Here is a 26,846-nt window from a genome sequence, read left to right as displayed (position 1 = left end):
ATACACCTTGCCAGAGGGAATCAGAATTTGTTAACCATTTGCTGGCAGCCTCCAAATCAGGCAACGACTGGATCCGTATCGCGTAAGGGGGCCACGAAAACCTTGGGCGGCGGAAAAGGGGAAGAATATGCGGGTTCTACTTATTGAAGACGACAGCGCAACGGCTCAGAGCATTGAGCTGATGCTCAAGTCCGAGAGTTTCAACGTCTACACCACCGACCTCGGTGAAGAAGGCGTCGACCTCGGCAAACTTTACGACTACGACATCATCCTTCTCGACCTCAACCTGCCGGACATGTCCGGTTATGAAGTCCTGAGAACGCTCCGCCTTTCCAAGGTGAAGACGCCGATCCTCATTCTTTCGGGCATGGCGGGAATCGAGGACAAGGTCCGCGGCCTCGGCTTCGGCGCCGACGACTACATGACCAAGCCGTTCCACAAGGATGAGCTGGTCGCTCGCATCCATGCGATCGTCCGTCGCTCCAAGGGTCACGCGCAGTCTGTCATCTCGACCGGCGAACTGATCGTCAATCTCGACGCCAAGACGGTGGAAGTCGGTGGACAGCGCGTCCACCTCACCGGCAAGGAATACCAGATGCTCGAGCTGCTCTCGCTGCGCAAGGGCACGACGCTCACCAAGGAAATGTTCCTCAACCACCTCTATGGTGGCATGGATGAGCCGGAACTGAAGATCATCGACGTCTTCATCTGCAAGCTGCGCAAGAAGCTGGCAAACGCTGCCGGCGGCGCCAATTACATCGAAACCGTCTGGGGCCGTGGCTACGTGCTGCGCGAGCCGGATGGCGCGGAATACGCCGAAACCGCCTGATTGCCTGATAGGCCTGCACCGCCCCGCATGATGCGGGCCTATGGTTCACGAAACCCGCCCTTCGAGGCGGGTTTTATTTTGTCTGATCCGCTGCGTGTTTCCTTCGAACGATCGATGAGCTCGGCACAAGGCGCTGCCGATTTTGCTCCCTCCCCGACGCGTTATCCGCCGCCCGTTCGACCCGTTGCACTCGCAATCTCCAGGCACAAAAAAGCCGCGGCGAACGCCACGGCCTGATGACATCCTGTGCGTAAGGTCGCAGCCGTTCAGGCCGCCATGGACTGGCTCGCGAAAACGCTGGTCAGGATCTTGCGGTCGAACGGCTTCAGCAGGAAATCGTCGGCGCCGGCCCGCTTTCCGGCCATCATCTTCTTCAGATCCGCCTCGACGACGCAGTAATAGATCCGGACGGATGGGCCATTCGGCAGCCGGCGAATATTACCGAGAAGGTCGAGCGCGCCGTCAAGGCCGGCGTCGACGATCAGGATGTTGGGCAGCTCGGCCTCGCAGCGCGCCAGCGCCTCCAGGCTGCTCGACGCTTCGTATACCAGGAAGCCCATGCCGGAAAGGATACGTTTTCCCACTTTCCTGACGACATCCGAGCCGTCGGCAATCATCAAGCGCCGCATGTCCAACTCCCTTCGCTACTTACCTATACGCGTATTCGTAGCCTTAAAACAACTCTATACAGATTTGGCAAAGATTTCGTTACGAAATTTGCTTAACGGGGTTTTCCCAGAGCAATCCAAACCCCTGAAAATATTAGGATTCCCGGAAAATAAACGCGATCGGGTGGCGACGGAAAACACGCGTCAACGCCCGGCGCGCAGGCACCGGGCGTTGACGATCAGGTCGGGAATTCGGGTCCAAAAGGCCGCCGGCTAAAACCTCAGGCTGTAACCCTTGTGGTGAAGATGATTTCTTCGCCGGTCGAGACAACGGTGATTTCCATGCCCGCCTCTTCGCCGAGAAGCACGGTGTAGTAGGGCTGGATGGAATGGGCGTCGACCGCCTCTTCCGGCGTGCCCGACAAGAGTTCCATGAGCCGTGGTGGCACGCGCATCATCCGGCCCTTGGCAACCAGCGTGAACACGGCATCGAACTCCGGGTTCTCCAGCGTCACGTCGATCGAACCACCACGCGGGATGGCGCCGTAGGCGATGAGGAAAAGGTTGAGCAGCAGCTTGACCCGGTTCTTGGCGATGATCGCCCGCGGGCCGTGCCAGTTGACCTCGGTCTTCTTTTCGGCAGCGGCAAAATCCTTGGCCGCCTTCTCCGCCTCGCCGGTGTCGATCGAGGCGCCAACCGAGCCCGATGCCCCGAAGGCAAGGCGGGCAAACTTCAGGCGAACCGACGCGTTGAGCGCGCTGGTGCGAATGAGGTCCATCGCATCGGCATCTGCACCACCCTCGTCGAGCAGCTCCAGGCCGTTGTTGATGGCACCGACCGGCGAGATGATGTCGTGGCAGACCCGGCTGCACAGAAGCGCGGCCAGATCGGGTCCCGTCAGTGTCAGGTTCGGATTCGTTGCCATCTTGGTTCCTTGAGTTGGGTTACGCCGGCGCGCCGCTCAGCGCGCGCCGTGTGACGCCGGTATCGCTTGGCGCCGGAAGACGCAAGTCATGCGTTGCCCGGCGCAGCCGTTCATCAGTGGACCATAATGACACCACATTTGGTAAACCGATTGTTAAGACCATCGGTTCAAATTGCATGGAATTGGTTCAGACCCAAACTGGCCGCACGGTGATCTGACCCGCGGCCATTGCAAACCCGCAAGCGAGCCATTTTCGCGCCTGACGGAGGATACGATGCATCAGATCATGAAGGCAGTTGCAGGCGCCGGCCGGGTCATCCTGGCAACGATGCTGCTGGTCGCCGGCGGCGTTTCGGCCGCGCACGCCCAATCCGCCAACAACAGCCAATATACCATGCAGGAGATCGTCGATGCCGGTCACGGCTTCTTCGGCGAGACCTCGGGCGGCCTCGCCAAGGTCGTCGAACGCGCCTTCGAGCGATACGGCCTGCCGAACGGCTACATCCTCGGACAGGAAGGCTCGGGCGCCTTCATCGCCGGCCTGACCTACGGCGAAGGGGAACTCAACACCAAGAATGCAGGCCAGCACAACGTCTTCTGGCAGGGTCCCTCGCTCGGCATCGACTGGGGCGGACAGGGCAGCCGCGCCATGATGCTGGTCTACAATCTGCCAAGCGTGCCGGCGCTCTACAAGCGCTTCGGCGGCGTCTCCGGCTCGGCCTATGTGGTTGCCGGCGTCGGCATGACGGTCCTGACCGACGAACACATCGTCGTCGTGCCGATCCGCACCGGCATTGGCGCGCGGCTCGGCGTGAACGTCGGGTACCTCAAGATGACCCAGACGCCCACCTGGAACCCCTTCTGAAGGTTCCGGCCGGTCTGCCCTCTGGCAAAATCCGGCGCCATGGACTTGCAGCGCACGAAACGTCATGTTTAGTGCAACGAAGCGGAAAAGGAACGCCTGCCAGCCCCCCGTGCGGCTCGGCAGGCGGTTCGGTTCCGGTCCAGTTTTGAAACGGCCAGCTCGTGATCCAATTCTCGCTCCTTTTTGCCCTGGGCTTTCTGACGGCGATCATCATCGGTCTGCTGGTTGCGCCGGCCATCCACCGTCGCATCGTGCGCTTCGCCGAAGACAGGCTGAAGGCGACCATGCCGCTGAGCCCGCAGGAGGTGCGCGCACAGAAGGATGCCGCACGCGCCGCCTTCGCCGCCGAGAACGCGCGTACGCAGCAGTCGCTGAAGCGCGAGCGCGACAAGGGCGTGGCGCTGATGCTCGCCAATGAAAAGAGCCTGCAGGAGGCCCGGCGGCTTTCCGGTGAAAACGCCGACCTGCATGCACAGCTTGCCGACATGAACGTCGAGGCGGCCGACATGCGCTCGGCCATCCGCCAGTTCGAGCAACGCCTGGAACGGATGAAGGCGACGCTCGACAGCGTCGAGCGGGACAATGCCGTAAAATCCGGCGAGCTCCAGAAGCGTGACGTTGCGCTTTCTCAAAATGCCACGGAGGTCGACAACCTCCGGGTCGACCTCGCCGCACGGGAAACCGAGGTCGAACACCTGAAAAGCCGGATTGCCACCTTGCGCGACGAGCGCGAAGCCTTGCGCGGCGACCTCAAGACCGAGACGACGCACGCCAAGGAAATGGAGCTTCGGCTTTCGCGTGACGAGACGCGCCTGCACCGGCTGGAAGACAAGCTTGCCCGCGAGATGGCTGCGAGCGCCGACCGCGAGACCGCGCTCGAACGCCGGGCGGGAGAGATCGAACGGCTGAAGGCGAAAGTCAAAGACGCCAATCAGGAAATGCGGGACGCCGCCAAGATCATGCGGTCCGCCGGGCTCGCCTTCCCGCTGAAAAAAGAACGCCGTCCGGCTGCCGAAGCCCCCGGCAACGGAAGCGCCAACCGGATCGACCAGGCGGCGCAAACGAACACGGAAGCCACATCCTTGAGCACCAGCGCCGATGACCTGCGCAATCGCGCAACCGCGCTTTCAGAGCGCCTGACCAATTCCAGGACCGCCGCCCATGACGAGGCGCTGCGCGACGAAGTGGTGGCGATTGCCGCCGGCATGGTGGCCCTGACGGCAACGAACGAAGGCGACGCCTCCCCCATCCTCAATCTCCTTGAAGGGGAAAGCGGTGACGGCCCGGCAAACAGGCAGAGCCTGGCGAAGCGGGCGAAGGACCTGCTTCCGCCGCAGTAAGTTCACTGGGAACACAGATCTGCCGCTCGACGCGGTCGCGCGAGGCGGGGCGTCAAGGCCCGGGCGCCGAAATCCAGGGATCGGCCGCGTCAGATCAGGCCGTTGATCAACGCCACCTGATGAAGCGCGATACCGGCTGCCGTCGACACATTGAGGCTGTCGAGCCCCGGTCGCTGGCGGATCCGTGCGGTGCGGATCGAGGCCAGCACCGACTGCGGCAACCCCTCTCCTTCCGTCCCCATGAGCAGCGCCGTGCGTGGAGCCGGCGGTATGGCACCGAGATCGCTCGTGCCGGCGGGGGAAAGGCCCCAGATCGCAAAGCCCTCCGCCTGGAGCCGCTCGATCAGCGCCGCGACAGAACCCTCGCGCGCGTAAGGCACCGTCAGCACCGAGCCGACGGAGACCCGGATTGCCTTGCGATACAGCGGATCGCAGCTCGTCTCGTCCATCAGCACCGCATCGACACCGAAGGCGGCGGCGTTGCGAAAGAGGGAACCCATGTTGTCGTGATTGGAGATGCCGCAGGCCGCAAGCACCAGGCTGTTGGCCGGAAGCGCCGCGAGCAGCTGATCACGGCCGGGCTCGCCGCTGCGGCGACCGAGCGCCAGCACGCCACGGTGCATGTTGAAGCCGGCGATCGCGTCGAACACCGCGGCGTTCGCCACATAGACCGGCACGTCAGGCGGAAAGTCCGCAAGGATATCGCGAACACCGTCCAGGCGGTTTTCGAGCAAGAGCATCGCCTCGGCGGCAAAGCCGCGGCCGGCCCTATGGGCGGCCGCAAGCATGCGCAGCACGACAGTGCCTTCGGCGATGAAGCGGCCCTGCCGTCCCGTCAGATCCCGCTCCTTGATCGAGATGAACCCGGCGATCCGGGGATCGGCCGGGTCATCGATGCGAAGGACAGGCGGCAACGCGCTCGGCATTGCGATCAGTTCGTCCTGACGGTGATGTCGGCGACGACGCGTCCGGTGGCGATGTCGAAGACGATGGCCCGCGGCTCTGCGCCGGGAAGGTTGCCATAGAAAAGGACCTGGCCGCCGGAAAGCGACACATTGGTCACCGTAAAGCCGGCCGGCAATGCCGCCACCGCGTTCACCGGCGCCTCGCTCGGCACGACGGCGCTCGCCGACTGCGTCGGGGCTTTATCGTCCGTGCGGGTCAGCTTGTAGACAATCGTGCCGAGGACAGCCATAAGCATGACCAACATCACGCCTGCCGAGACGAGCTGCAGCTTCACCATCTTGCGGCGGACATTTTCCATCGCCGGGTCTAGCGGCTTGTCTTCCTGGTCATCGGGCGCGGGCGCGGTCATGATTGGCCTTTTATCGGATTTGAAACGGAATGAACGACCCCTTTAAACAAGCAGCAGCCAATAGGAAAGTCCTGACAGCGGGCGAGGATGCCGCAGGACGGCTCGATTCCTTCCTGACGGACGCGCTTGCAGGCGAATTCTCCCGCAACCGGATCAAGAGCCTGATCGAGCAGGGCGCCGTCTCGATCAACGGCAAGCCGGTGACCGAGCCGAAGAAGAAGGTCCAGCCGGGCGATGTTTTCGAGATCGACCTGCCCGAACCGGAGGATCCGGAGCCGAAGGGCGAGGATATCCCGCTCGAGGTGCTCTACGAAGACGACCACCTCATCGTCCTCGTCAAGCCGGCCGGCCTGGTCGTCCACCCGGGCGCCGGCAACTGGACGGGAACGCTGGTCAATGCGCTGATCCACCATTGCGGCAACAGCCTTTCGGGGATCGGCGGCGTCAAGCGTCCCGGCATCGTCCACCGGCTCGACAAGGAAACCAGCGGCGTCATGGTGGTTGCCAAGAACGACGCGTCCCATCGCCACCTGTCGGACCAGTTCGCCGACCACGGCCGCACCGGTCCGCTGGAGCGCGCCTACCGGGCCGTTGTCTGGGGCCGGCCGCGGCAGCTGAAGGGAACGATCGACGCGCCGCTCGGGCGAGCCGGGGACCGCACGAAACGCGCGGTCAAGCGCGAGGACAGCGACGACGCCCGCGAGGCCATCACCCATTACGAGGTGGTCGAGCGTTATCTCGAAAAACCTGACGGCACCTGCCTGGCATCGACGGTCGAATGCCACCTCGAAACCGGCCGAACCCACCAGATCCGCGTGCACATGGCCCATATCGGCCATCCGCTGATCGGCGATCCGGAATACGGCGCGGCCTTCCGCACCAAGGCAAATCTGCTGCCGGATGCAGCCAAGGCGGTCGTCAACCAGTTCCATCGCCAGGCCCTGCACGCCTTCATGCTGCAGTTCGAGCATCCGGCGACCGGCGAGACCATGCACTTCGAAGCGCCGATGCCCGATGACATGGCAGTGCTGGTCGACGCATTGCGGGCCACGGCGTAACACCAGCTCTTGAATTTCGGGCGCGGAATTCCAATCTTGACTGCGCCTCTATTCGTGATCTGTATTGCCTCCGGCGTCACATGTTAGTGAAACCGGACTCCTTGAATCATGCTTTCGCCGTACTTATTTCATAGCCTCGTGGGGTCTTGACGAGGACCCACATGCCCGGCTTGCCGACCGGAGGCCGGAGACTATAAAGGGGGGTGCTTCATATGGCCCGAAACAATTTGCCGACCATTGCCGCTGGCGAAGGCGGCCTCAACCGATATCTCGACGAAATCCGCAAGTTCCCGATGCTGGAGCCGCAGGAAGAGTACATGCTCGCCAAGCGCTACCAGGAGCATGACGACCGCAGCGCCGCGCACAAGCTGGTCACCAGCCACCTTCGTCTCGTCGCCAAGATCGCGATGGGTTATCGCGGCTATGGCCTGCCGATCGGCGAAGTCGTGTCCGAAGGCAATGTTGGCCTGATGCAGGCCGTCAAGAAGTTCGAGCCCGATCGCGGCTTCCGCCTCGCCACCTATGCGATGTGGTGGATCAAGGCAGCCATCCAGGAATACATCCTGCGCTCGTGGTCGCTAGTCAAGATGGGCACGACCGCCAACCAGAAACGGCTGTTCTTCAACCTGCGTCGCCTCAAGGGCAAGATCCAGGCGCTCGACGAGGGTGACCTCAAGCCCGATCAGGTGAAGGAAATCGCCACCACGCTCAAGGTGAGTGAGGACGAAGTCATTTCGATGAACCGCCGCCTGTCGGGCGACGCCTCGCTCAATGCGCCGATCAAGGCGAGCGAAGGCGATTCCGGCCAGTGGCAGGATTGGCTCGTCGACGATCACGACAACCAGGAAGAAATCCTGATCGAACAGGATGAGCTGGAAAGCCGTCGGGCGCTGCTCGCCAACGCCATGAAGGTGCTCAACGACCGTGAACGTCGCATCTTCGAGGCGCGCCGCCTGACGGAAGATCCGCTGACGCTTGAAGATCTGTCGGCCGAGTTCGACATCAGCCGCGAGCGCGTGCGCCAGATCGAGGTGCGCGCCTTCGAAAAAGTTCAAGACGCAGTCCGCAAGGCAGCACTTGAGCGTGCCGGAGCGCTGCGCGTCGTCGAAGGCGCCTGATCTGCCCATGATGAGTTGCGCGGGGGCCTCCCCTCGCAGACGTTGACGACAGGACACAAAAAGAAAAACCCGGCGGAGCGATCCGCCGGGTTTTTCCGTTTCATCTGTGCTTGGCGATTTATTGACTGTTGCTCGCCGCCGACGTGCCCGAGGCCGTCCAGGCGCGCATCGCCTGGTTGAACGCATCCGTGCCGCTCTGACCCTTCTCGAGCGTCAGCAGCGCTCGACGCCCGTTGCGGTAGGTGAGCGGGATGTCGATCCAGCTGCGGCTGCGCAGCAACTCGGTGTTGTTGTTGATGGCGTCCGTCGCATCATTGAGGGCGATCATGTGGAAATCGTCCGTGATCTTGGCCGGCACCGCGACCAGGGCGTCACCGCGATCCTGCTCGGTTCGCTTCATCGACACGCGCTGAACGCTGTCGATGGCACCGCCCTCGAAATTCTGCGGCAGCGAGAAGACGAACTCGATGACGTGGCTTGCGGGCAAGGACGGATCAGCATTGCGCTTGATCGTCATAAGGGCGGTCAGACCGCGGTCGGGGACGGTGATCTGCGCCTGGATCGCCGGCTCGGGCTTGGCATCGCCACCGGGCGATTCTTCCTTCACCGACCATGCCACCGTGCCTGGAACAGCCGTCGGCGACGACTGGCCGAGACGCTCCTCATAGAGGAACATCTTCTCGCCATCGGCGATTGCGACCTCGGTCTGGGCAGACTGCCCAGCCGGAGATACCGTCGCCGGAGCACCCGCCTGGGCAGTCGTCCCGGTCTGGGCGGCCGCCGTGTCAACGGGCTTGCCCGCTTCGGTCTTCGGCGCAACGGACTTGCCTTCCTGTCCGGCGATTTCGCCGTTTACGATCGCCGGTCCGTCGTCGCTCTCGGTTCCATCCGCCAGAAGGCGTTGGGTGAACTTCGTCGAGCTGTTGTCGGGCACAGCGGTGTCGTCATGTGCTTCCGGAGCCGGCTTGGCCGTCTCGCCTTCCGTTTGGACGGGCGCCGGGCTTTGCTCGGCTGGAGTTCCGCCAATGTTGGAAACGGCAGAGGTGATCGATGCGATGGTCCCTGAAATCCAGGCATTGCCGGCCTCCCGGTTCTCCCAGTAAGCGAAACCGCCGCCGCCAAGTGCAGCGAGGAGGACAGCCCCAATCACAAGCCGCTTTACGCTGAAGCGCGAAGGCTTCGGCGTGGCGCGATACGAGGCCGGCCGTTGGGCCGTCGCCGCGCTTTCTCCAAGCCGCTCCGGCTCACGCGCGGCCGCGGATGCCCCGCCTGCCGCAGCACCTGCGGCGGCTGCAACACCCGCCTCCTCGAAACCGAGCAGATCGTCGATGTGATCCCACGCCGTGCCGGAGCGATCCTGCTGGCTCTGGGGCGCATTCGAAGCGGCCGCCTGAGCCGGCTTTTCGACCGGCCACGACCAATCGCCGATCTCCGGTTCGGCGGCCTTCTCCGCGCGCCGCTCTTCCAGGGGCGCAAACGGATCATTGTCGTCGAACGACCAGCTGCGCGGCGCATCGGCCTTGCGCGTGGTGTCCGGCAGTTGCTCTTGCGGCTCTTCGACCGGATGCATGCCCAAAAGCTCGGGCTGCGACGACGTTCCCGACGCGTCGAATGTCTGCTCGCCGGCTTCTGCCGGCGCTATCGCCGCCGGCGCAACGGTTTCCCACTCGGGCAGCTCCCATTCGGAGCGCGCCGGGGTGTGTTCGGGCTCGGCGGCAGGGGTCTCGTCAACGGACGGCGCTTCGACGTGTTGCTCTTCCGGCTCGGCGGCCAGAGGAAGAACGCTCGCCTCGTGCGTCTCGACCGGAATGGGCTCTACATAGTCAGGTTCAGGAACGGAATCGTGCGCCTGGGTCTCCGGCTGCGGCTCTTCCTCGAGCGCGGCCTCTGCCGTTTCCACCGGTACGACCACCGCTGGCGCGTCATCCTCGGTGGAATGATATTCGGCTGCGGCGGGGTATTCGACCACAGGTTCGTATCGGTCGACCTGCTCGTCTTCAACCGTCGGCTCATCCGCGACCGTTGCGACCGGAGCCTCGGCAACGGCTTCGACAGGCTCTTGCGGATAGTGCTGCGGCGGCTCGTAGGGCTCGACCGGGCTGGCGGTTTCGGCAACCGGAGCTTCAGCGGCTTCGACCGGTTCGCTTGCGGCAACCGGTTCGTCCTCAACCTCAGCCGGCGCCTCGGGTTCGGAAACCGGCGCCTCGGCCGGGTGCTCGACAACCGGCTCCTCGGCGGCGGTGGCTGCAGCCACCGCTTCCGCGGACGCCGGCTCGTCGAGCGCGGGCAAGGCCTCGGCATGCTCGCTATCGACCTCTGCGATCGCATTTTCGAGCTTCGCCAGCTGGCGATTGATCATGTCGTCCGACGGACGCGGATTCATGTTTTCGAGTTGGCGGCGCACGGCCGCGCGCGCCTTCTCGTAGACCCTATCCCGCATTTCAGGTGTGTTTTCCGACAGGCCGTCAACGGTCCTGCGAATAACTGCAACAAAATCCGCCATTAGTACTTTCTCATACGCCCAGGTATGTCTTTGCGATTACGACGCAATGTCATTTCGCCGACACTAGTCCTCAAAGGGGTCCGTCACAAGTATTGTGTCGTCCCGCTCGGGGCTGGTCGAAAGAAGAGCGACCGGCGCGCCGATCAGTTCTTCCACCTGGCGAACGTACTTGATCGCTTGCGCCGGAAGCTCCGCCCAGCTGCGTGCGCCGACCGTCGATTCCTTCCAGCCTTCGAGTGTAATATAGACTGGCTTGGCCGAAGCTTGCTGCGCCTGGCTTGCCGGCAAATGGTCGATCTGCTGTCCGTCCAGAGTATAACCGACGCAGATCTTCAGTTCGTCGAGACCATCGAGCACGTCGAGCTTGGTGAGCGCGATGCCGGTGATGCCGTTGGCGGCAACCGACTGGCGCACCAGCGCTGCATCGAACCAGCCGCAGCGGCGCTTGCGGCCCGTGACCGTGCCGAATTCATGACCCTTCTCGCCGAGGAACTGGCCGATTTCGTCGGTGAGTTCGGTCGGGAAAGGACCCTCGCCGACGCGTGTCGTATAGGCCTTGGTGATGCCGAGGATGTAGCCGAGCGAACCCGGACCCATGCCCGAGCCTGCGGCGGCCTGGCCGGCAACCGTGTTCGAGGACGTGACGAAGGGGTAGGTGCCGTGGTCGATGTCGAGCAGCGTGCCCTGGGCGCCTTCGAACAGGATGCGGGCGCCCTTGCGGCGCGCCTTGTCGAGCAGCACCCAGATGGTCTCCATGAACGGCAGAACCTTGGCCGCAACCGAGGACAGCTCCTGCATGATCGCGTCGTGGCTGATCTCGGTCTCGCCGAGACCACGGCGCAACGCATTGTGGTGGGTCAGCAGGCGGTCGACCTTGGCCGGCAACGTATCGAGGTCGGCGAGGTCCATGACGCGGATGGCGCGACGACCGACCTTGTCTTCGTAGGCCGGGCCGATGCCGCGGCGCGTCGTGCCGATCTTCGTGCCGCTGTTGGAGGCGGCGTCTTCGCGGATGCCGTCGAGCTCGCGGTGCAGCGACAGGATCAGCGTGGCGTTGTCGGCGATGCGAAGGTTGTCCGGGGTGATCGCGATGCCCTGCTTGCCGAGCTTGTCGATTTCGGCGATCAGCGCGTGCGGATCGATGACGACGCCGTTGCCGATGACGGCAAGCTTGCCGGGACGCACGACGCCGGAGGGGAGCAGCGACAGCTTGTAGCTGACGCCGTCGATCACCAGGGTATGGCCGGCATTGTGACCGCCCTGGAAGCGCACGACGATATCCGCGCGCTCGGAGAGCCAGTCCACAATCTTGCCTTTGCCTTCGTCACCCCATTGGGAGCCGACCACTACGACATTCGTCATAATTCTCTTCCTGTGCAGGCGCGCAAACGGAGCTGCGCTGTTCTCAAACCCGCGCATCTATACTGTGTTGTCTTCGGGAAAGCGACCCCGTTCTGCCCGGCCTTTGGCCCTTTTTGAATGACAAGGCCGGGATTTAGCGCCTATATCTTCGCCTTTCCCGTCGTCAGGGCAGCTGTCTGCCTCTCCCGCTACAGGTCCCAGCATCGTGAATTCCAAGGCCTATTTCTATCTCTGCATCACCGCGCTCTTCTGGGGTGGCAATTCGGTTGCCGGAAAAATGGCGGTCGGCCACGTCAGCCCGATGATGCTGACGACCTTGCGCTGGGTCTTTGCCCTCATCGTCATCCTGGTGCTGATGACACCGCAGATCCGCCGCGACTGGGACAAGATCCGTGCGCACTGGCTGCAGCTGCTTGCCTATGGCGCCATCGGCTTTACCACCTTCAACGCCCTGCTCTATTCTGCGCTGAAGTATACCAGCGCCATCAATGCCGTCATTCTTCAGGCCGGCATCCCGATGCTGATCTTCCTGTTCAATTTCGTGCTGTTCAAGACGAAGGCCTCGATCGCCCAGGTCATCGGCTTCACCGTCACCCTGGTCGGCGTGCTGGTGACCGCGGCCCATGGCGACATCACCAGCCTTCTGTCGCTCGAGTTCAATTTTGGCGATGCCCTGATGATCGGAGCGTGCATCGTCTATGCCGCCTACACCGTGGCGCTGCGCTATAAGCCGACCATGCATTGGCAGAGCTTCATTGCCGCACCCGCCTTCGGCGCGCTTTTGAGCGCGATACCGCTGCTGTTCTGGGAGATCGGCTCGGGCAAAGCCATCGTGCCCGACGGCACCGGCTGGATCATCGTGCTTTACGCCGCGATCTTCCCGTCCTTGATGTCACAGGTCCTTTACGTGCGCGGCGTCGAGATGATCGGCGCCAACCGCGCCGGCCTCTTCATCAACGCGATCCCCGTCTTCGGGACGCTGCTTTCGGTGATGCTGATCGGCGAGACCTTCCACCTCTTCCACCTCGTCGCCCTGCTGCTGGTGCTCGGCGGCATCGCGATTGCCGAAAAGGGGCGCCCCCGCTAAGATCTCGCGCCTACCGGGTACGCTTCAGGCGATGCAATCGCTAGAACTCGGGAGGCAGCTTAAGGCTTGATTAGCAGATGGCTGTTTCTGTCGCCGCCAGGATATTTTCCCTGGGGCTAAGGCAGTGAAAAACATTAGAATTTCGACACGTATCTATCTGTTGACGGCAATGGCGCTGATTTTCATGGCAGCGGCCATGGCCTACAAGACGCAAGTCGCCAATTCGGAAGTCAGCGCCGAGCGCCGGCAGATGCTGCGCAACGTCACCGAGGCGGCAATCTCGACGATCGCGAGCTTCGAGGAACAGGAACGGAGCGGCGCGCTTTCGCGCGAAGAAGCCCAGAGCCGCGCCATTGCGGCCATCATGGCGATGCGCTTCGGCCAGGACGGCTACTTCTTCATAAACGGTTTCGACGGCATGATGATTGCCCATCCGCTGGCCAAGAAGCTGATCGGAACTGACGTGCGGGGCCTCAAGGATACCAACGGCAAGGCCTTCAACGTCGAGCTCATTGCGCTGGCGCAAAACCCGGGCAACGGCATCGTCAACTATTACTGGGACAAGCCCGGCCATGACGAGCCGGTCGAGAAGTACTCCTACATCCAGGGCTTCAAACCCTGGGGTTGGGGTGTGGGCACCGGCGTCTATGCCGACGACCTCGCCGCGAAGTACAATGCCTCCCTGCTCATGACCGTTTTCATCACGTTGATTGCCGCGGTTGCGACGCTTGCCGCGGCCATGGCGATCGGCCGCTCGATCAGCCGCCCGATCAACCGGCTGAAGGACGTGATGCTCGAAGTCTCCAGCAACGACACATCCAGCGAGGTGCCGGACACCGACCGCCGCGACGAGATCGGCCAGATGGCCGACGCGCTTGTCGTGTTGCGCGCATCCGTCATCGAACGCAACGCGCTTGAAGTCCGCCAGCGCGAACAGCAGGTTGCGCTCGACCGGGAGCGCGGTGCAAACGAGGAGATGCAGCAGGCGACGGCGCGCACGCAAGCCCATGTCGTCAGCACCATCGGCGGCGCGCTCGAAAGGCTAGCCAGCGGCGACCTGACCATCGACGTCCCGGAACTCGGCGTCGACTACGAGAAACTGCGTCGGGACTTCAACACCGCCGTTGCCGCTCTTCGATCGACCGTGAGCGCCATCGCCCAATCGACCTCCGTCGTCACCGGCAACGCCAACGAAATCAGCAGGGCGGCAAACGACCTGTCGCAGCGCACGGAACAGCAGGCTGCCTCGCTTGAGGAAACGGCCGCCGCCCTCGACGAGATCACGTCTGCGGTTCAGAACTCGACCAACCGCGCCGATGAGGCAAGCCGCATGGTCGCCGAGGCCCGCAAGGGTGCGGCAACCTCCAGCGAGGTGGTTCGCGATGCGATCACCGCCATGGGCCGTATCGAAAGTTCGTCCTCGAAGATCGGCGAGATCATCGGCGTAATCGACGACATCGCCTTCCAGACGAACCTGCTCGCCTTGAACGCGGGGGTCGAGGCAGCGCGCGCCGGCGACGCCGGCAAGGGCTTTGCGGTCGTCGCCCAGGAGGTTCGCGAGCTGGCACAACGCTCGGCGACGGCGGCCAAGGAAATCAAGGGCCTCATCACCGCGTCAGGCACCGAAGTGTCGGCCGGCGTCCGCCTGGTTGAGGCGACGGGGGCGGCGCTCGGCGATATCGAGCAGCGGGTCAACGAAATCAACGACCGCATCGCCGCCATTGCGACGGCGGCGCGCGAGCAATCGGTCGGACTGCGCGAGATCAACACCGCCGTCAACCAGATGGACCAGATGACGCAGCAGAACGCCGCGATGGTCGAGCAGACCTCGGCGGCCAGCCAGGCGCTCGCCGGCGAAAGCAACGTTCTGGCCGACAGGCTCGCGCAGTTTACGGTCGAGGAACGCGGATGGCGCCCGGCGACGCAGCGCGCCGCCTAACATCTGCTGCAGACCAGACATGAAAATGGCGCCGAACCGGCGCCATTTTCACTCAGGCGAGATGCCGCTCCATGTAGAGGGCTTCCTCGCCATAGCTCGCAAGCTTTAGCGCCAGGACCTCGTCCATCTTCACCTCGAACCCCTGCCTTTCCCAGAAGCCGCGGGATCCGTTGACGGAAACCAGCGACATCGAGCCGAACCCTTCTGCCCGTGCCACATCCTCCAGCATCGGCACGATTCCGCCCCCCGCCCCGGAACCGCGCATCTCGGGCAACAACGCGAGATCATGGATGTACCATGTGTCGGCCGTGTGAGGGATTTCACCGAGCATGGTGTTCAGCGACGGCGGCGCGCGTCTCACCCATGGATGGCTGAGCACATAACCGCGCGCGTGCCCCCTGGCGTCCAGCATGAAGCAGCCCGCCGGGCTGAGCGCGATGCGGTCGGCAAGCACGCTGTCATCTTCAGGGAAGGCCTGGTGCACCACGAGCTGGATCTCCGACACCGAGGCGAGGTCCGGCAGGCTGGCTTCACGCCAGCGAAATGTCATGTCAGTCATCTTGCGTCACATACGGTCTAATACGGGAAAACGCACCGGCGGTCGGCCGATGCGTGCTCCATTGTCTGATGATTGGGTCGATAAAGCGGCAGATAACGCTGCCGCTCCTCATGCCGCCATCAATCGATGTTGAACACCAGCGGCTTTGCCTGGCGAATGGCCGGATTGGCCCTCAGCTTGTCAAGCACACCGTCGGACACGGCGCCGTCGACATAGAGCAGCGCGATCGCGTCTCCGGCTTCCTTTTCGCGGCCGAGCTGGAAGTTGGCGATGTTGACGCCGGCGTCGCCGAGCGTCATGCCGATGAAGCCGATCATGCCGGGAACGTCGGTGTTGGTGATGTAGACCATGTGGCTGCCGACATCCGCGTCAAGGTTGATGCCCTTGATCTGGATGAAGCGCGGCTTGCCGTCCGAAAACACCGTGCCGGCGACCGAACGCGTCTGGTTTTCGGTCTTCACCGTCAGCTTGATGTAACCGTCGAAGACACCGGTCTTGTCGCGCTTGACCTCGGACAGGATGATGCCCTTTTCCTTGATCATCACCGGTGCCGAAACCATGTTGACGTCGGCGACCTGCGGCCGGATCAGGCCGGCGAGCACGGCGCTCGTCAGCGCCTTGGTGTTCATGCCGGCGGTCGAGCCGTCATAGAGGATTTCGATTTCCTTGATCGCGCTTTCGGTCACCTGGCCGACGAAGGCGCCGAGAACGTCGGCAAGCCGGATGAACGGCTTCAGGATCGGCGCTTCCTCGGCGGTGATCGACGGCATGTTGATGGCGTTGGAAACGGCACCCTTGACCAGGTAGTCCGACATCTGTTCGGCCACCTGCAGCGCGACGTTTTCCTGCGCTTCCGTGGTCGACGCGCCGAGATGCGGCGTGCAGACGACGTTCGGCAGGCCGAAGAGAGGGCTTTCGGTGGCGGGCTCGACTTCGAAGACGTCGAAGCCGGCGCCGGCGACGTGGCCCGACTTGATCGCCTCGGCGAGCGCCTTCTCATCGACGAGACCGCCGCGGGCGCAGTTGACGATGCGCACGCCGGGCTTGGTCTTGGCGAGCGCCGCGGCGTTGAGGATGTTGCGGGTCTTGTCGGTCAAAGGCACATGCAGGGTGATGAAGTCCGCCTGGGCGAGCAGTTCGTCGAGCTCGACCTTGGTGACGCCCATTTCCTCGGCGCGCTCCTTCGACAGGAACGGGTCGTAGGCAAGCACGTGCATCTTCAGGCCGATGGCGCGCGAGCAGACGATCGAGCCGATGTTGCCGGCGCCGATGACACCGAGCGTCTTGCCGGTGATTTCGACACCCATGAAGCGGGACTTCTCCCATTTGCCGGCCTGGGTCGAGGTGTCGGCGGCCGGAAGCTGGCGAGCAACGGCAAAGAGCAGGGCGATGGCGTGTTCGGCCGTCGTGATCGAGTTGCCGAAGGGCGTGTTCATGACGATGATACCGCGGCGCGATGCGGCCGGGATATCGACATTGTCGACGCCGATGCCGGCGCGGCCGATGACCTTGAGGTTGGTCGCAGCGGCGATCAGCTTTTCGGTGGCCTTGGTGGCCGAGCGGATGGCGAGGCCGTCATAATTGCCGATGATTTCGGCAAGCTTGTCCTTGTCCTTGCCGAGCTTCGGCTGGAAATCGACTTCGACGCCGCGGTCGCGGAAGATCTGGACGGCGGTTTCCGACAGTTCGTCGGATACGAGAACGCGAGGTGCCATGGGAGGCCTCCTTAAAGATCAGGTCTGAATGGAAATGCGAATAGCCAGGCCTCGCTCCCATGGGGAGCGAAGCGGATAACTCAAATCAGTGGGAGATGCGGGCGAAGTTCATTGTCCTCACCCCTCGTCTGATCAGGCCGCGGCCTGGGTCAACGTTGCCTTCTGGGTCTCGAAGGCCCAGGTCAGCCAAGGCATCAGAGCCTTCATGTCCGCGGCCTCGATGGTGGCGCCGGCCCAGATGCGAAGACCCGAAGGCGCATCGCGGTAGTGGCCGATGTCGAAGGCAACGCCTTCCTTTTCGAGGAGGGAGACGACACCCTTGGCAAAGGCTGCCTGTCCGTCGGCGTCGAGTGCCAGCACGTCCTTGTCGACGATCTTCAGGCAGACCGAGGTGTTGGAACGGGTCTCGTCCTTCACCGCCAGGTTGGCGATCCAGTCATTGGCGGCGACAAAGTCGAAAATCGCCTGCGCATTGGCGTCGGCGCGGGCCATCAGGCCCTTGAGCCCACCGACCTTCTCGGCCCAGACGAGCGCATCGATGTAGTCCTCGACGCAGAGCATCGACGGCGTGTTGATGGTTTCGCCGGTGAAGATGCCTTCGATCAGCTTGCCGCCCGACGTCATGCGGAAGATCTTCGGCAGCGGCCAGGCCGGAACGTAGGTCAGGAGACGCTCGACCGCACGCGGCGACAGGATGATGACGCCATGTGCGCCCTCACCGCCCAGAACCTTCTGCCAGGAGAAGGTGACGACATCGAGCTTGGCGAAGTCGAGGTTCTGCGCAAACGCGGCAGAGGTCGCGTCGCAGATCGTCAAACCCTTGCGGTCGGCCGGAATGAAATCTGCATTTTCGACGCGCACGCCCGAGGTCGTGCCGTTCCAGGTAAAGACCACGTCGCGATCGAAATCGATCTTGGAAAGATCAGGGAGTTCGCCGTAGCCGGCTTCCAGCTTGCGCACGTCGGCGAGCTTCAGCTGCTTGACCACATCTGTCACCCAGCCGGCGCCAAAGCTTTCCCAGGCGACCATGTCGACGCCGCGCTGACCCAGCAGCGACCAGAGCGCCATTTCGACGGCGCCGGTATCGGAAGCGGGCACGATGCCGATGCGGTAGTCGGCCGGCACTTCAAGAATGTCACGGGTAAGATCGATGGCCTGCTTCAGCTTCGTCTTGCCGATCTTGGCGCGGTGCGAACGACCGAGCGGTGCGTCGGAGAGAGCGTCGAGCGTCCAACCGGGGCGCTTCGAGCAAGGGCCAGAAGAGAAATGGGTATTGTTCGGACGGAGGTCCGGCTGTGCAGGCTTTGCCATGTGCTATCCTTCCAGATAGATAGCCCTTCGTTGGGGAAGGGTGTCCCGCCGTCGTCGATATTGGGAGCGGGACCGGAAGTCAAGCGCTTTGTCGCAATCGGGAAGATTTGCGGCGCAGCAGGCAACATGTGCAAAGGCGGAACAACGCTCCCGACCGATTGTTGCCGAGGAGCGCTTTGTGCAGTCGCCGAGGCGTCAAGATGCGTCAGAAGGAGAAGCGCAGACCGGCGCGGATCTCATGACGGGAGAGGCCGTCGTCGAAGCCCTTGTCGCCGGTCGCGCCAGCGAGCGTTTCGGCACCGAAACCGAACATTTCACCATCGGCGACATGCGAATAGCGGTAGCCGACGTCGAGCTTCAGCTGGTCGCTGAGATCATAGGAAACACCCGCCATCAACGCGTAGGTGAAGCGCCAGCTGTCACGTCCCTCGTATGAGCGTGAGACCGGCGTGCCGGCACAGGCTCCGCCGCCGGCCAGGCACGTGGCTCTGTCGATCGCCGTGTCCCAGTTGAGACGAGTCGCGCCGAGACCGGCGCCGACATAGGGCGTGAAGCCGGCAAGCGTGCCGAAGTCGACATAGGCGTTCGCCATCAGGCCAAGGGCGGAATAGTCGGCTCCCGTCGAAAGGGCGCACGAGGTGCCGGCCCCCTGCCCTGCGCAGGGAGCGACTGACAATGACGAGCCGCTGAAGCGGCCCTCGAAATACTCGGCCGTCAGGTCGGCGCGAAACGTGTCGGTGAACTGGTAGCCGACACCGAGCGAGCCTGCGAACGGCTTGTCGAAACGGGCGTTGTCGAAGGGCACGCTGGCATAGCTGCCGGCGCTAAAGGTGCGGTAGTAGGGGTCGCCCTCCCCGCGCCAAGGCGCAAAGCCGATGTCGCCGCGCACGTATATGGCGCCAGTGCCCACGGCCTCTTTCTCGATGGTGATTTCCGGAGCGTTCAGAAGATCTTCGTCGGCTGCAAACGCGGAGCCGGACAGGAGCAGACCGGCACCAAAAGCGGCTCCGCAGAACCCGTTTCGCCAATCCATGTCCATGCCCTTTCGCCGATATCACAGGCGGGACGGCAAAGCCGTCACCGCGTCGTTCGGCGTTAACTATTGGCAGCGACTGGTTAACCCCCGGTTAACCATGCCCGTTAGCAATCGGGTAAAGGTTGCCGGCAACGAAAAAGGCCACCCGAAGGTGGCCTTGATCAACCAATTCCATGCGATCACTTGTAAACGATCGGCTCCGGCTCGTACGGCACTTCGCAGACGCTGCCGAAGGAGTAGCGCAGACCGGCGCGCGCTTCGTGGATGTAGAAGCCCTTGTCAAAGCCCGGACCGCCGCCGTTGGCGTAGCCGAACATGTCGCCGTCATCGACCTGGCGGAAGCGGTAGCCGACGTCGGCCTTGAGATTGCAGGTGAGGTCGATCGCCGTGCCGGCCATCAGCGCATAGGTGAAGCGCCACTTGCTCTCGCCGTCATGTTCCGTCGTCGGGTCGCACGCGCCGGGATTAGTGATACTGCAGGCGGTGTTGCGCAGTTTGTCCCACTTGACGTGCGTGGCGCCGATACCGGCACCGACATAAGGCGTGAAGGCGCCGTAAGTGCCGATGTCGACATAGGCGTTGGCCATCAGGCTCCAGGCGGAAACCGAGGACACATCACGCGACACACAGGGATCGGTATTGGTGCCGCAGCCACCGAAGGTCGAGCCGGTGAAGTCGCCGCCACCCCAGTAGTCGGCCGTGACGTCGGCCCGGAAGTAGTTGTTGAACTGGTAACCGACGCCGACGCCGGCAACCCAGGAATCGTCGATCTCGGCCGTCGCGAATTCCGCGATCGAGCCGCCCGGCCCGCCCTGGTAGAAATTCGCGCCGCGCAGGTTGTTCCAGGCATAACCGACGTCGCCGCGCAGGTACCAGCCGCTGGTCTGGATCACCTCGACCGGCTGCTCTGGCACTGGCTCCATAGGCGGTTGATAAACGTCCGCAGCAAAGGCTGCCGTGCCGCTGAGCATGATAGCAACAACGCCACTCAAAATTCTCTTCATGGCCCACTCCAATACATTCCGTTGCTTGGCTCACCATGAAACAGGTGCCCAAATCCCGTTATTGGTTATGGATAATGAGGAGCAAAGGTTAAGTTCCGATTAACTACAAACGTTTACCGAGATTGCTAACGAACGACCGTATTCTTCCGGTTGTCGCGCGGCGTTACTGTCCGCCCAAGAACTTCCTTAAGACAAAACTAAATAGTTTTTCGTGACAACGCGGTAGAGTTTCTCCCCGATCCAAACATCAGCGGCTGCGGCTCGGATCGACACCCCCCCGGGGCCTTGGGAAAATTGCCAAAATCAGGCGGTCTCGACCCGCGACCAGACAAAAAAGAGGCCGATGCAACGCACCGGCCCTGGAGGGAAGTCGGATTTTGGGAGATCAGGCGGCGTTGCGGACGCTGCCGATGACGTTGACCAGCTCGTCGACGATGCGTTCGACCTGGCCGCGATCGTCGCCCTCCGCCATCACGCGGATCAGCGGTTCGGTACCCGACGGACGGATCAGCAACCGGCCCGACTTGGCAAGTTCCGATTCCGCATCGGCGATCGCCTGGCGCACCGTCGCGTCCTCAAGCGGCCTTCCGGCCGAAACACGAACATTCTTCAAGACCTGCGGCACCGCTTCGAAACGATGGCACACCTCGCTGACGGTCTTGCCCTGACGCTTGATCACCGCAAGGATCTGCAGGGCCGCGACCAGACCGTCACCGGTCGTTCCGAAATCGGAGAGCACGATGTGGCCCGACTGTTCGCCGCCGACGTTCAATCCGTCCTGGCGCATCTGCTCGACGACATAGCGGTCGCCAACCTTCGTGCGGCGAAGATCGATGCCGCGCCCCTTGAGATAGCGTTCAAGACCAAGGTTGGACATGACGGTGGCGGCAATGGCGCCGCCGCGCAGCATGCCATCCTCGGCCCAGCTGTCGGCGATCACGGCCATCAGTTGGTCACCGTCGATGACAGTGCCGTTCTCGTCGACGATCAGCACACGATCGGCGTCACCGTCGAGCGCGATGCCGATATCGGCCCGCACCTCGTGCACCTTCTTCGAAAGGGCTGCCGGGTGGGTCGAGCCGCAATCGAGATTGATGTTGGTGCCATTCGGCTCGGTGCCGATGGTGACGACTTCAGCACCCAGTTCCCAAAGTGCTGTCGGTGCGACCTTGTAGGCGGCGCCATTGGCGCAGTCGATGGCAATCCTCAGACCCTGAAGGGTGACATCGCGCGGCAGGGTGCGCTTTGCGTGTTCCAGATAACGATAGATGTCGCCATCGACGCGCTTTGCCCGGCCGATTTCTTCCGACTTTGCCAACTGGCCCGAAAGATCCTGGTCGAGCAGAGCCTCGATCTTCTCTTCGATATCGTCGGAAAGCTTGTAGCCATCGGGGCCGAAAAGCTTGATGCCGTTGTCCTGGAAGGGATTGTGCGAGGCCGAGATCATGACGCCGATATCGGCCCGCAACGAACGGGTGAGCATGGCGACACCCGGCGTCGGGATCGGGCCGAGCAGGAAGACATCGAGACCGGCGGCGGTGAAGCCCGCGACCATGGCGTTTTCGAGCATGTAACCGGAAAGGCGCGTGTCCTTGCCGATCACCACGCGGTGGCGGTGGGCGCCATTGCGAAAGATCGTGCCGACGGCAATGCCGACCCGCATCGCCAGGTCCGGCGTCATCGGGAACATGTTGGACTGTCCGCGGATGCCGTCGGTGCCGAAATACTTGCGCTTCATAAGAGCTCCATCGTTCTGCCGGGTCAGCGCTGGCTTTGCCAGCTTCGCCTGTCTGCGGGGTGCGCGACTGGTTTTCATTGACCGGACCTCATTTCATATCGGCGGTTGCCGCAGGTTATGAACCTTGAGAGACATGCCCTGCGATCGCAAACACACACGTCTTCTTTGACACAAAAGCTCAGCAAACGGCAGCGAGCCTAGCATCAGAAATCATTACATCCCGTTACCAAACGCCAGACGCCGTTCCGCCAGCAAAAAACCGCCGCTCCACTCAAGGAACGGCGGCTTTCATCGATTGCCAAAGCCTGTCGCCTATTGCGGCTGCGGCTCGAATCCGCCTTCGGACTCTTCGCCCTTGCCGCCGGCCGTACCTTCCTTCTTGGTACCAGCCGAAGGCACGGCGGAGCCGCGATGCGGCGGCGTGTCGTCACCAAGGTCGCGCGCCGGCTTCTCGCCACGGATCAGCGCCTTGATTTCCTCGCCGGTCAGGGTCTCGTATTCGAGCAGGCCTTCGGCCAGCGCTACGAATTCGTGGTTCTTGTCGGTGAGGATCTTGCGCGCCGTCTCATAGGCTTCGTCGATCAGACGACGGATTTCGTTGTCGATCTTCTGGGCGGTCGCTTCGGAAACGTTCTTCTGCTGGGCAACGGAGTGGCCAAGGAAGACTTCCTGCTGGTTCTCGCCGTAGGAAACCTGTCCGAGCTGGTCGGAGAAGCCCCACTGCGTCACCATCGCACGGGCAAGCTTGGTTGCCTGCTCGATGTCGGACGATGCGCCAGAGGTGATGTTTTCCTTGCCGAAGGTCAGCTCTTCGGCAACGCGTCCGCCCATCATGATGGCAAGCCGCGAGACCATCCACTTGTAGCTCATCGAGTAGCGGTCGCCTTCCGGCAGCTGCATGACCATGCCGAGCGCGCGACCGCGCGGGATGATGGTCGCCTTGTGCAGCGGATCGGCCGAGGGAACGTTGAGCGCAAGGATCGCGTGACCGGCTTCGTGATAGGCAGTCAGCTTCTTCTCGGCCTCGGTCATGGCGGACGAGCGGCGCTCGGCACCCATCATGATCTTGTCCTTGGCATCCTCGAATTCGAGCATGGTGACAAGGCGCTTGTTGCGACGCGCCGCCATCAACGCGGCTTCGTTGACGAGGTTCATCAGGTCGGCACCGGAGAAGCCGGGCGTACCACGGGCAAGCACCTTGAGGTCGACATTCGGCGCCAGCGGCACGTTGCGCACGTGCACCTTGAGGATGCGTTCGCGGCCGTTGATGTCGGGGTTCGGCACCACCACCTGACGGTCGAAGCGGCCCGGACGCAAGAGCGCCGGATCGAGAACGTCGGGACGGTTGGTCGCGGCGATCAGGATAATGCCTTCATTGGCTTCAAAGCCGTCCATCTCGACCAGCAGCTGGTTGAGCGTCTGCTCGCGTTCGTCGTTACCGCCGCCAAGACCGGCGCCGCGATGGCGACCGACGGCGTCAATTTCGTCGATGAAGATGATGCAGGGCGCATTCTTCTTGGCCTGCTCGAACATGTCGCGCACACGGCTTGCGCCGACACCGACGAACATTTCGACGAAGTCGGAACCGGAAATGGTGAAGAACGGCACGTTGGCTTCACCGGCAACCGAGCGGGCAAGCAGCGTCTTGCCGGTGCCGGGAGGACCGACAAGCAGCACGCCGCGCGGAATACGACCGCCGAGGCGCTGGAACTTCTGCGGGTCGCGCAGGAATTCAACGATTTCTTCCAGGTCCTGCTTGGCTTCGTCGACGCCGGCAACATCGTCAAAGGTGACGCGGCCGTGGGCTTCCGTCAGAAGCTTGGCCTTGGATTTGCCAAAACCCATCGCCCCGCGCGAACCACCCTGCATCTGACGCATGAAGAACAGCCAGACGCCGAGGATCAGCAGCATCGGAAGAAGGGTGCCGATATAGCTGAGGAACCCGGACGAGCCGTCGGTTTCCGGGCGAACCGTGACCGTCACATCCTTGGCTTCGAGGCGCTCGGTCAGCGCCGTATCAACGGATGGCGCATAGGTCTGGAAGGTTGCGCCGCTTTCAGAATAGCTGCCGATCACCTTCGAGCCGGTGATCACGACTTCCTTGACGCGGCTCGCATCCACGTCCTTCAGGAATTGCGAGAACGGAATCTCGCGCGAGCCGGTGCGCTCCGTCGGCTGCTGGAACATGCTGAACAGCGCGATCAGCAAAAGCGCTATGATTGCCCAAAGGGCAAGATTACGAAAATTAGGGTTCATCGAACTCCCCGGAACCTGTCACGACCCACGCATTTCGCCGGTCGCTGTCTTGCTCCCTAACATAGGGTTCTGGCGACGCATTGCCAAGGCAAACCGCCGCCTACCGTTCCATTTCTGTCAATAGATCGTGAACCGGTGGTGGCAGATAGCGCTGGCGTCCGAACAATCCGGCGATCCCGTCCGCCATGATCCGGTCGAAAGCGGGCAAAAAGGTGTCGTAGGGCCCGATCCGCGGCTCGATTGTGACGGATGCGACAATTTCGCCGTTATCAGACCGGACGTGCGGCGCGGCGAGCGCGGTACGACCAGCAACGCCCGGTGGCAGACCTGCGGCAATAAGTCTCTCCTGTTGTGGCCCGCCTTTGCCTTCCGCCGTCACCGAAATGCGACCCCGCCCCCCATTGTGCACCACGAACCGACCGTCCCAGAGGCCCGCGTCACCTGCCGCCAATCTCAGTTCGGAGAGCCCCCTCGCCTCGCGATAGAGGTAGACCCCGGCTGATCGCTTGTCGAAAACGACACGTCCCGCGGTCAGCCGACCGGGTTCCGCCTGCCCGAGGAAGTCAAGGGTCCGCTCCACCGTCTCGGCCGAAGGCAGGTGCGAACGACCGCCAAGGACGGCCACCAGCGCAACCAGAGCACGCCGCCAGTCGACGTCGTGCCACGGCCCCGCCAACGGCAGTTCCGCGACCAATCCTGCGTGGACACGAACATGACGCTCGAGCACGCTCGCCACATTGGCCGACGAGCGGGTTCGAGACCGGGCATCCCAGCCGCCGACGTTCGCTGGCGGCGAACCGGCAAGTTCGGCGCGGGTCCGCACCCGCTCGAAACGAAGGTTGGCGTTGCTTGGGTCATCGAACCAGCCGACATTGCGCCCGGAGAGGTATGCACGCAGTAGGCCGCGGTCGAGCTCGAGGAAGGGGCGCAGCACCCAGATGCGTCGGTCATAAAGGGTTGCGGCGGCCATGCCCGCAGCGCCCGGCCCCTCGCCCCTGCGCATCCGCATCAGGATCGTTTCGTGCTGGTCGTCGGCCGTATGGCCGGTGACGATGCAGCCGGCGTCGAGCCGCTGCGCTGCTTGCGCCAGCAGCCCGTAGCGCGCCTCGCGCGCCGCCGCCTGGATCCCCGTCGACGGTTTCGGATCGTCCCACCGGACGGTCACGTGCACAACGCCAAGGCGACCGCAAAAGGCGGCGACGTCGCGCGCCTCGTCGGCCGATTCCGGCCTGAGTGCATGGTCGACGGTGCAGGCAGAAAGGGAGAATTCGCGTGGGCCGCTTGCCTCGATCGCCTCGTGGAGGGCGAGAAGCAATGCCTTCGAGTCGCTCCCGCCGGAGATGGCGACGAGGATGCGCGTGGGCCTGTCGAAGGATGAGAGAAATCGTCTTGCCGTTTCAACGACGGCGTTCGGCGCTTGAGCCTCAGCAGCCAAAGCGGCTCTGCTCGCTCGTCACCTTCGCCTTCACCGCGGGCGAGGCCTTGGGATAGCGCTTGTTGACCTCGCGCAGCGTCGCGCAGGCTGTTTCCTTGTTGTCGAGCGCGCCGAGCGACATGCCAAGCTTCAGCAGCATTTCGGGCGCCTTCGGCGATTTGCCGTGGGCCTGGTGCGCGTTCAGGAAAGTCTTCGCAGCTTCGCTGTACTTGCCCTGCGAATATTGCGCTTCGCCCAGCCAGAAGCTGGCGTCCGCGGCCTTGTCGCCTTTGGGGAACGCGGCCAGATAGTCGCCGAATTCCTGTTCCGCAGTGCTGTAGTCGCCCGAAAGCACGTGGCCGTAGGCCGACTGGTAGAGGTCGCCAGGATTGTCGAGCGATGCCGTCTGCTGGCTGCCCGGATTGCTGTTGAGGCCGCCATCGGCAGGTGCCTCGACGCCGGGAAGCGTGGCGTTGGCGCCAGGCTGTGCATCGGTCGTGGCGGCGACCGGGTTGCCGTTCTCGTCAAACACGATCTGGCCAAGCGTCGACGGCGCGGCCGCGCCATTGCCGCCCTGGCTTGCGCCCGGCGAGGCGCCGGAGGCGGCCATGTCGTTGCCGCCGGTTGCCGGCGCCATGGTCTGGCTATCCGTCACCCCCGGGGTGACGGACGCCTGATCGCTGGTTTTCGGCGTCTGAAGCGCGCCGCTCTTCTTCGGGGACGCCTTGCCGCTTTCCAGATCCTGGAAGCGGAATTCGTTGTCCTCCTGGAACTTCCGGATCTGTTCCTGCATCTGCAGGAGCTGGAAGCTCATTTCCTCGATACGCCCGTTGAGCGAGCGGATCTGTTCTTCAAGCTGGCCA

Annotated in this window: 22 protein-coding genes; 7 read left to right on the top strand and 15 right to left on the bottom strand. The window is 63.1% G+C overall.

Annotated elements, in window-relative coordinates:
* The first annotated feature begins 127 nt into the window (after positions 1-127).
* Positions 128-829, top strand: a complete 702-nt coding sequence (ctrA, locus tag VGO12_RS28885) for a response regulator transcription factor CtrA (RefSeq protein WP_025424706.1) — start codon at positions 128-130, stop codon at positions 827-829.
* Between the two features lie 266 nt (positions 830-1,095).
* Here ctrA and VGO12_RS28880 read toward each other — a convergent pair whose 3' ends face one another.
* Both VGO12_RS28880 and chpT read right to left on the bottom strand, forming a co-directional pair.
* Positions 1,096-1,458 (bottom strand): response regulator, encoded by a 363-nt coding sequence (locus VGO12_RS28880; protein ID WP_327516170.1) that lies wholly within the window; start codon positions 1,456-1,458, stop codon positions 1,096-1,098.
* A gap of 260 nt (positions 1,459-1,718) precedes the next feature.
* On the bottom strand, positions 1,719-2,363 hold the full coding sequence (gene chpT / locus VGO12_RS28875) for a histidine phosphotransferase ChpT (protein ID WP_327516169.1): 645 nt from the start codon (positions 2,361-2,363) through the stop codon (positions 1,719-1,721).
* Positions 2,364-2,637: 274 nt separating this feature from the next.
* Between chpT and VGO12_RS28870 the strand changes: the two genes are divergently transcribed.
* Together VGO12_RS28870 and VGO12_RS28865 are read left to right on the top strand one after the other, a co-directional pair.
* Positions 2,638-3,228, top strand: coding sequence for a DUF1134 domain-containing protein (locus tag VGO12_RS28870; RefSeq protein ID WP_327516168.1), 591 nt, complete (start codon positions 2,638-2,640; stop codon positions 3,226-3,228).
* 161 nt (positions 3,229-3,389) lie between these two features.
* The gene (locus VGO12_RS28865) at positions 3,390-4,568 is read left to right on the top strand and encodes a hypothetical protein (protein WP_327516167.1); all 1,179 of its coding nucleotides are present in this window, start codon (positions 3,390-3,392) and stop codon (positions 4,566-4,568) included.
* 89 nt (positions 4,569-4,657) lie between these two features.
* On the opposite strand, the gene VGO12_RS28860 is transcribed toward VGO12_RS28865, so the two are convergent.
* Both VGO12_RS28860 and VGO12_RS28855 read right to left on the bottom strand, forming a co-directional pair.
* Positions 4,658-5,494, bottom strand: coding sequence for an RNA methyltransferase (locus VGO12_RS28860; protein WP_327516166.1), 837 nt, complete (start codon positions 5,492-5,494; stop codon positions 4,658-4,660).
* Positions 5,495-5,499: 5 nt separating this feature from the next.
* Positions 5,500-5,883 carry a hypothetical protein gene (locus VGO12_RS28855; protein WP_327516165.1) on the bottom strand — a complete coding sequence of 128 codons (384 nt, stop codon included), beginning with the start codon at positions 5,881-5,883 and terminating at the stop codon, positions 5,500-5,502.
* Positions 5,884-5,912: 29 nt separating this feature from the next.
* On the opposite strand from VGO12_RS28855, the gene VGO12_RS28850 reads away from it, so the two are divergent.
* Together VGO12_RS28850 and rpoH are read left to right on the top strand one after the other, a co-directional pair.
* A complete protein-coding gene (locus tag VGO12_RS28850) occupies positions 5,913-6,941 on the top strand; it encodes an RluA family pseudouridine synthase (RefSeq protein WP_327516164.1) in 1,029 nt (342 codons plus the stop codon).
* A 212-nt stretch (positions 6,942-7,153) separates the two neighbouring features.
* Positions 7,154-8,059, top strand: coding sequence for an RNA polymerase sigma factor RpoH (gene rpoH, locus VGO12_RS28845; protein ID WP_327516163.1), 906 nt, complete (start codon positions 7,154-7,156; stop codon positions 8,057-8,059).
* A gap of 118 nt (positions 8,060-8,177) precedes the next feature.
* On the opposite strand, the gene VGO12_RS28840 is transcribed toward rpoH, so the two are convergent.
* Positions 8,178-10,562, bottom strand: coding sequence for a hypothetical protein (locus VGO12_RS28840; RefSeq protein ID WP_327516162.1), 2,385 nt, complete (start codon positions 10,560-10,562; stop codon positions 8,178-8,180).
* A 63-nt stretch (positions 10,563-10,625) separates the two neighbouring features.
* Positions 10,626-11,924: an adenylosuccinate synthase gene (locus VGO12_RS28835; protein ID WP_327516161.1), complete on the bottom strand. Its 1,299-nt coding sequence runs from the start codon at positions 11,922-11,924 to the stop codon at positions 10,626-10,628.
* A gap of 205 nt (positions 11,925-12,129) precedes the next feature.
* Between VGO12_RS28835 and VGO12_RS28830 the strand changes: the two genes are divergently transcribed.
* Together VGO12_RS28830 and VGO12_RS28825 are read left to right on the top strand one after the other, a co-directional pair.
* Positions 12,130-13,011 (top strand): DMT family transporter, encoded by an 882-nt coding sequence (locus VGO12_RS28830; RefSeq protein ID WP_327516160.1) that lies wholly within the window; start codon positions 12,130-12,132, stop codon positions 13,009-13,011.
* A gap of 124 nt (positions 13,012-13,135) precedes the next feature.
* The gene (locus VGO12_RS28825; protein ID WP_327516159.1) at positions 13,136-14,950 is read left to right on the top strand and encodes a methyl-accepting chemotaxis protein; all 1,815 of its coding nucleotides are present in this window, start codon (positions 13,136-13,138) and stop codon (positions 14,948-14,950) included.
* 52 nt (positions 14,951-15,002) lie between these two features.
* Here VGO12_RS28825 and VGO12_RS28820 read toward each other — a convergent pair whose 3' ends face one another.
* The 9 genes from VGO12_RS28820 to ybgF form a co-directional block, all read right to left on the bottom strand.
* Positions 15,003-15,500, bottom strand: a complete 498-nt coding sequence (locus VGO12_RS28820) for a GNAT family N-acetyltransferase (RefSeq protein WP_327516158.1) — start codon at positions 15,498-15,500, stop codon at positions 15,003-15,005.
* A gap of 128 nt (positions 15,501-15,628) precedes the next feature.
* The gene (gene serA / locus VGO12_RS28815) at positions 15,629-17,224 is read right to left on the bottom strand and encodes a phosphoglycerate dehydrogenase (protein ID WP_327516157.1); all 1,596 of its coding nucleotides are present in this window, start codon (positions 17,222-17,224) and stop codon (positions 15,629-15,631) included.
* A gap of 132 nt (positions 17,225-17,356) precedes the next feature.
* Positions 17,357-18,535, bottom strand: a complete 1,179-nt coding sequence (locus VGO12_RS28810; RefSeq protein ID WP_327516156.1) for a phosphoserine transaminase — start codon at positions 18,533-18,535, stop codon at positions 17,357-17,359.
* Between the two features lie 205 nt (positions 18,536-18,740).
* Positions 18,741-19,568 (bottom strand): outer membrane protein, encoded by an 828-nt coding sequence (locus tag VGO12_RS28805; RefSeq protein ID WP_327516155.1) that lies wholly within the window; start codon positions 19,566-19,568, stop codon positions 18,741-18,743.
* Between the two features lie 182 nt (positions 19,569-19,750).
* Entirely contained in the window at positions 19,751-20,575 is an 825-nt protein-coding gene (locus tag VGO12_RS28800) for an outer membrane protein (protein WP_327516154.1), read from the bottom strand.
* Between the two features lie 385 nt (positions 20,576-20,960).
* A complete protein-coding gene (glmM, locus tag VGO12_RS28795) occupies positions 20,961-22,313 on the bottom strand; it encodes a phosphoglucosamine mutase (protein WP_327516171.1) in 1,353 nt (450 codons plus the stop codon).
* 312 nt (positions 22,314-22,625) lie between these two features.
* Positions 22,626-24,569, bottom strand: coding sequence for an ATP-dependent zinc metalloprotease FtsH (ftsH, locus tag VGO12_RS28790; protein ID WP_327516153.1), 1,944 nt, complete (start codon positions 24,567-24,569; stop codon positions 22,626-22,628).
* A 100-nt stretch (positions 24,570-24,669) separates the two neighbouring features.
* A complete protein-coding gene (tilS, locus tag VGO12_RS28785) occupies positions 24,670-26,004 on the bottom strand; it encodes a tRNA lysidine(34) synthetase TilS (RefSeq protein ID WP_327516152.1) in 1,335 nt (444 codons plus the stop codon).
* The coding region (gene ybgF / locus VGO12_RS28780; RefSeq protein ID WP_327516151.1) for a tol-pal system protein YbgF at positions 25,994-26,846 on the bottom strand (853 nt) is incomplete at its 5' end. The genes tilS and ybgF, both read right to left, overlap by 11 nt.

Origin of the sequence: Ensifer sp. (genome assembly GCF_035999135.1) — a bacterium.
Lineage (GTDB): Bacteria > Pseudomonadota > Alphaproteobacteria > Rhizobiales > Rhizobiaceae > Ensifer.
This window is presented reverse-complemented; position numbering and strand designations above follow the sequence as displayed.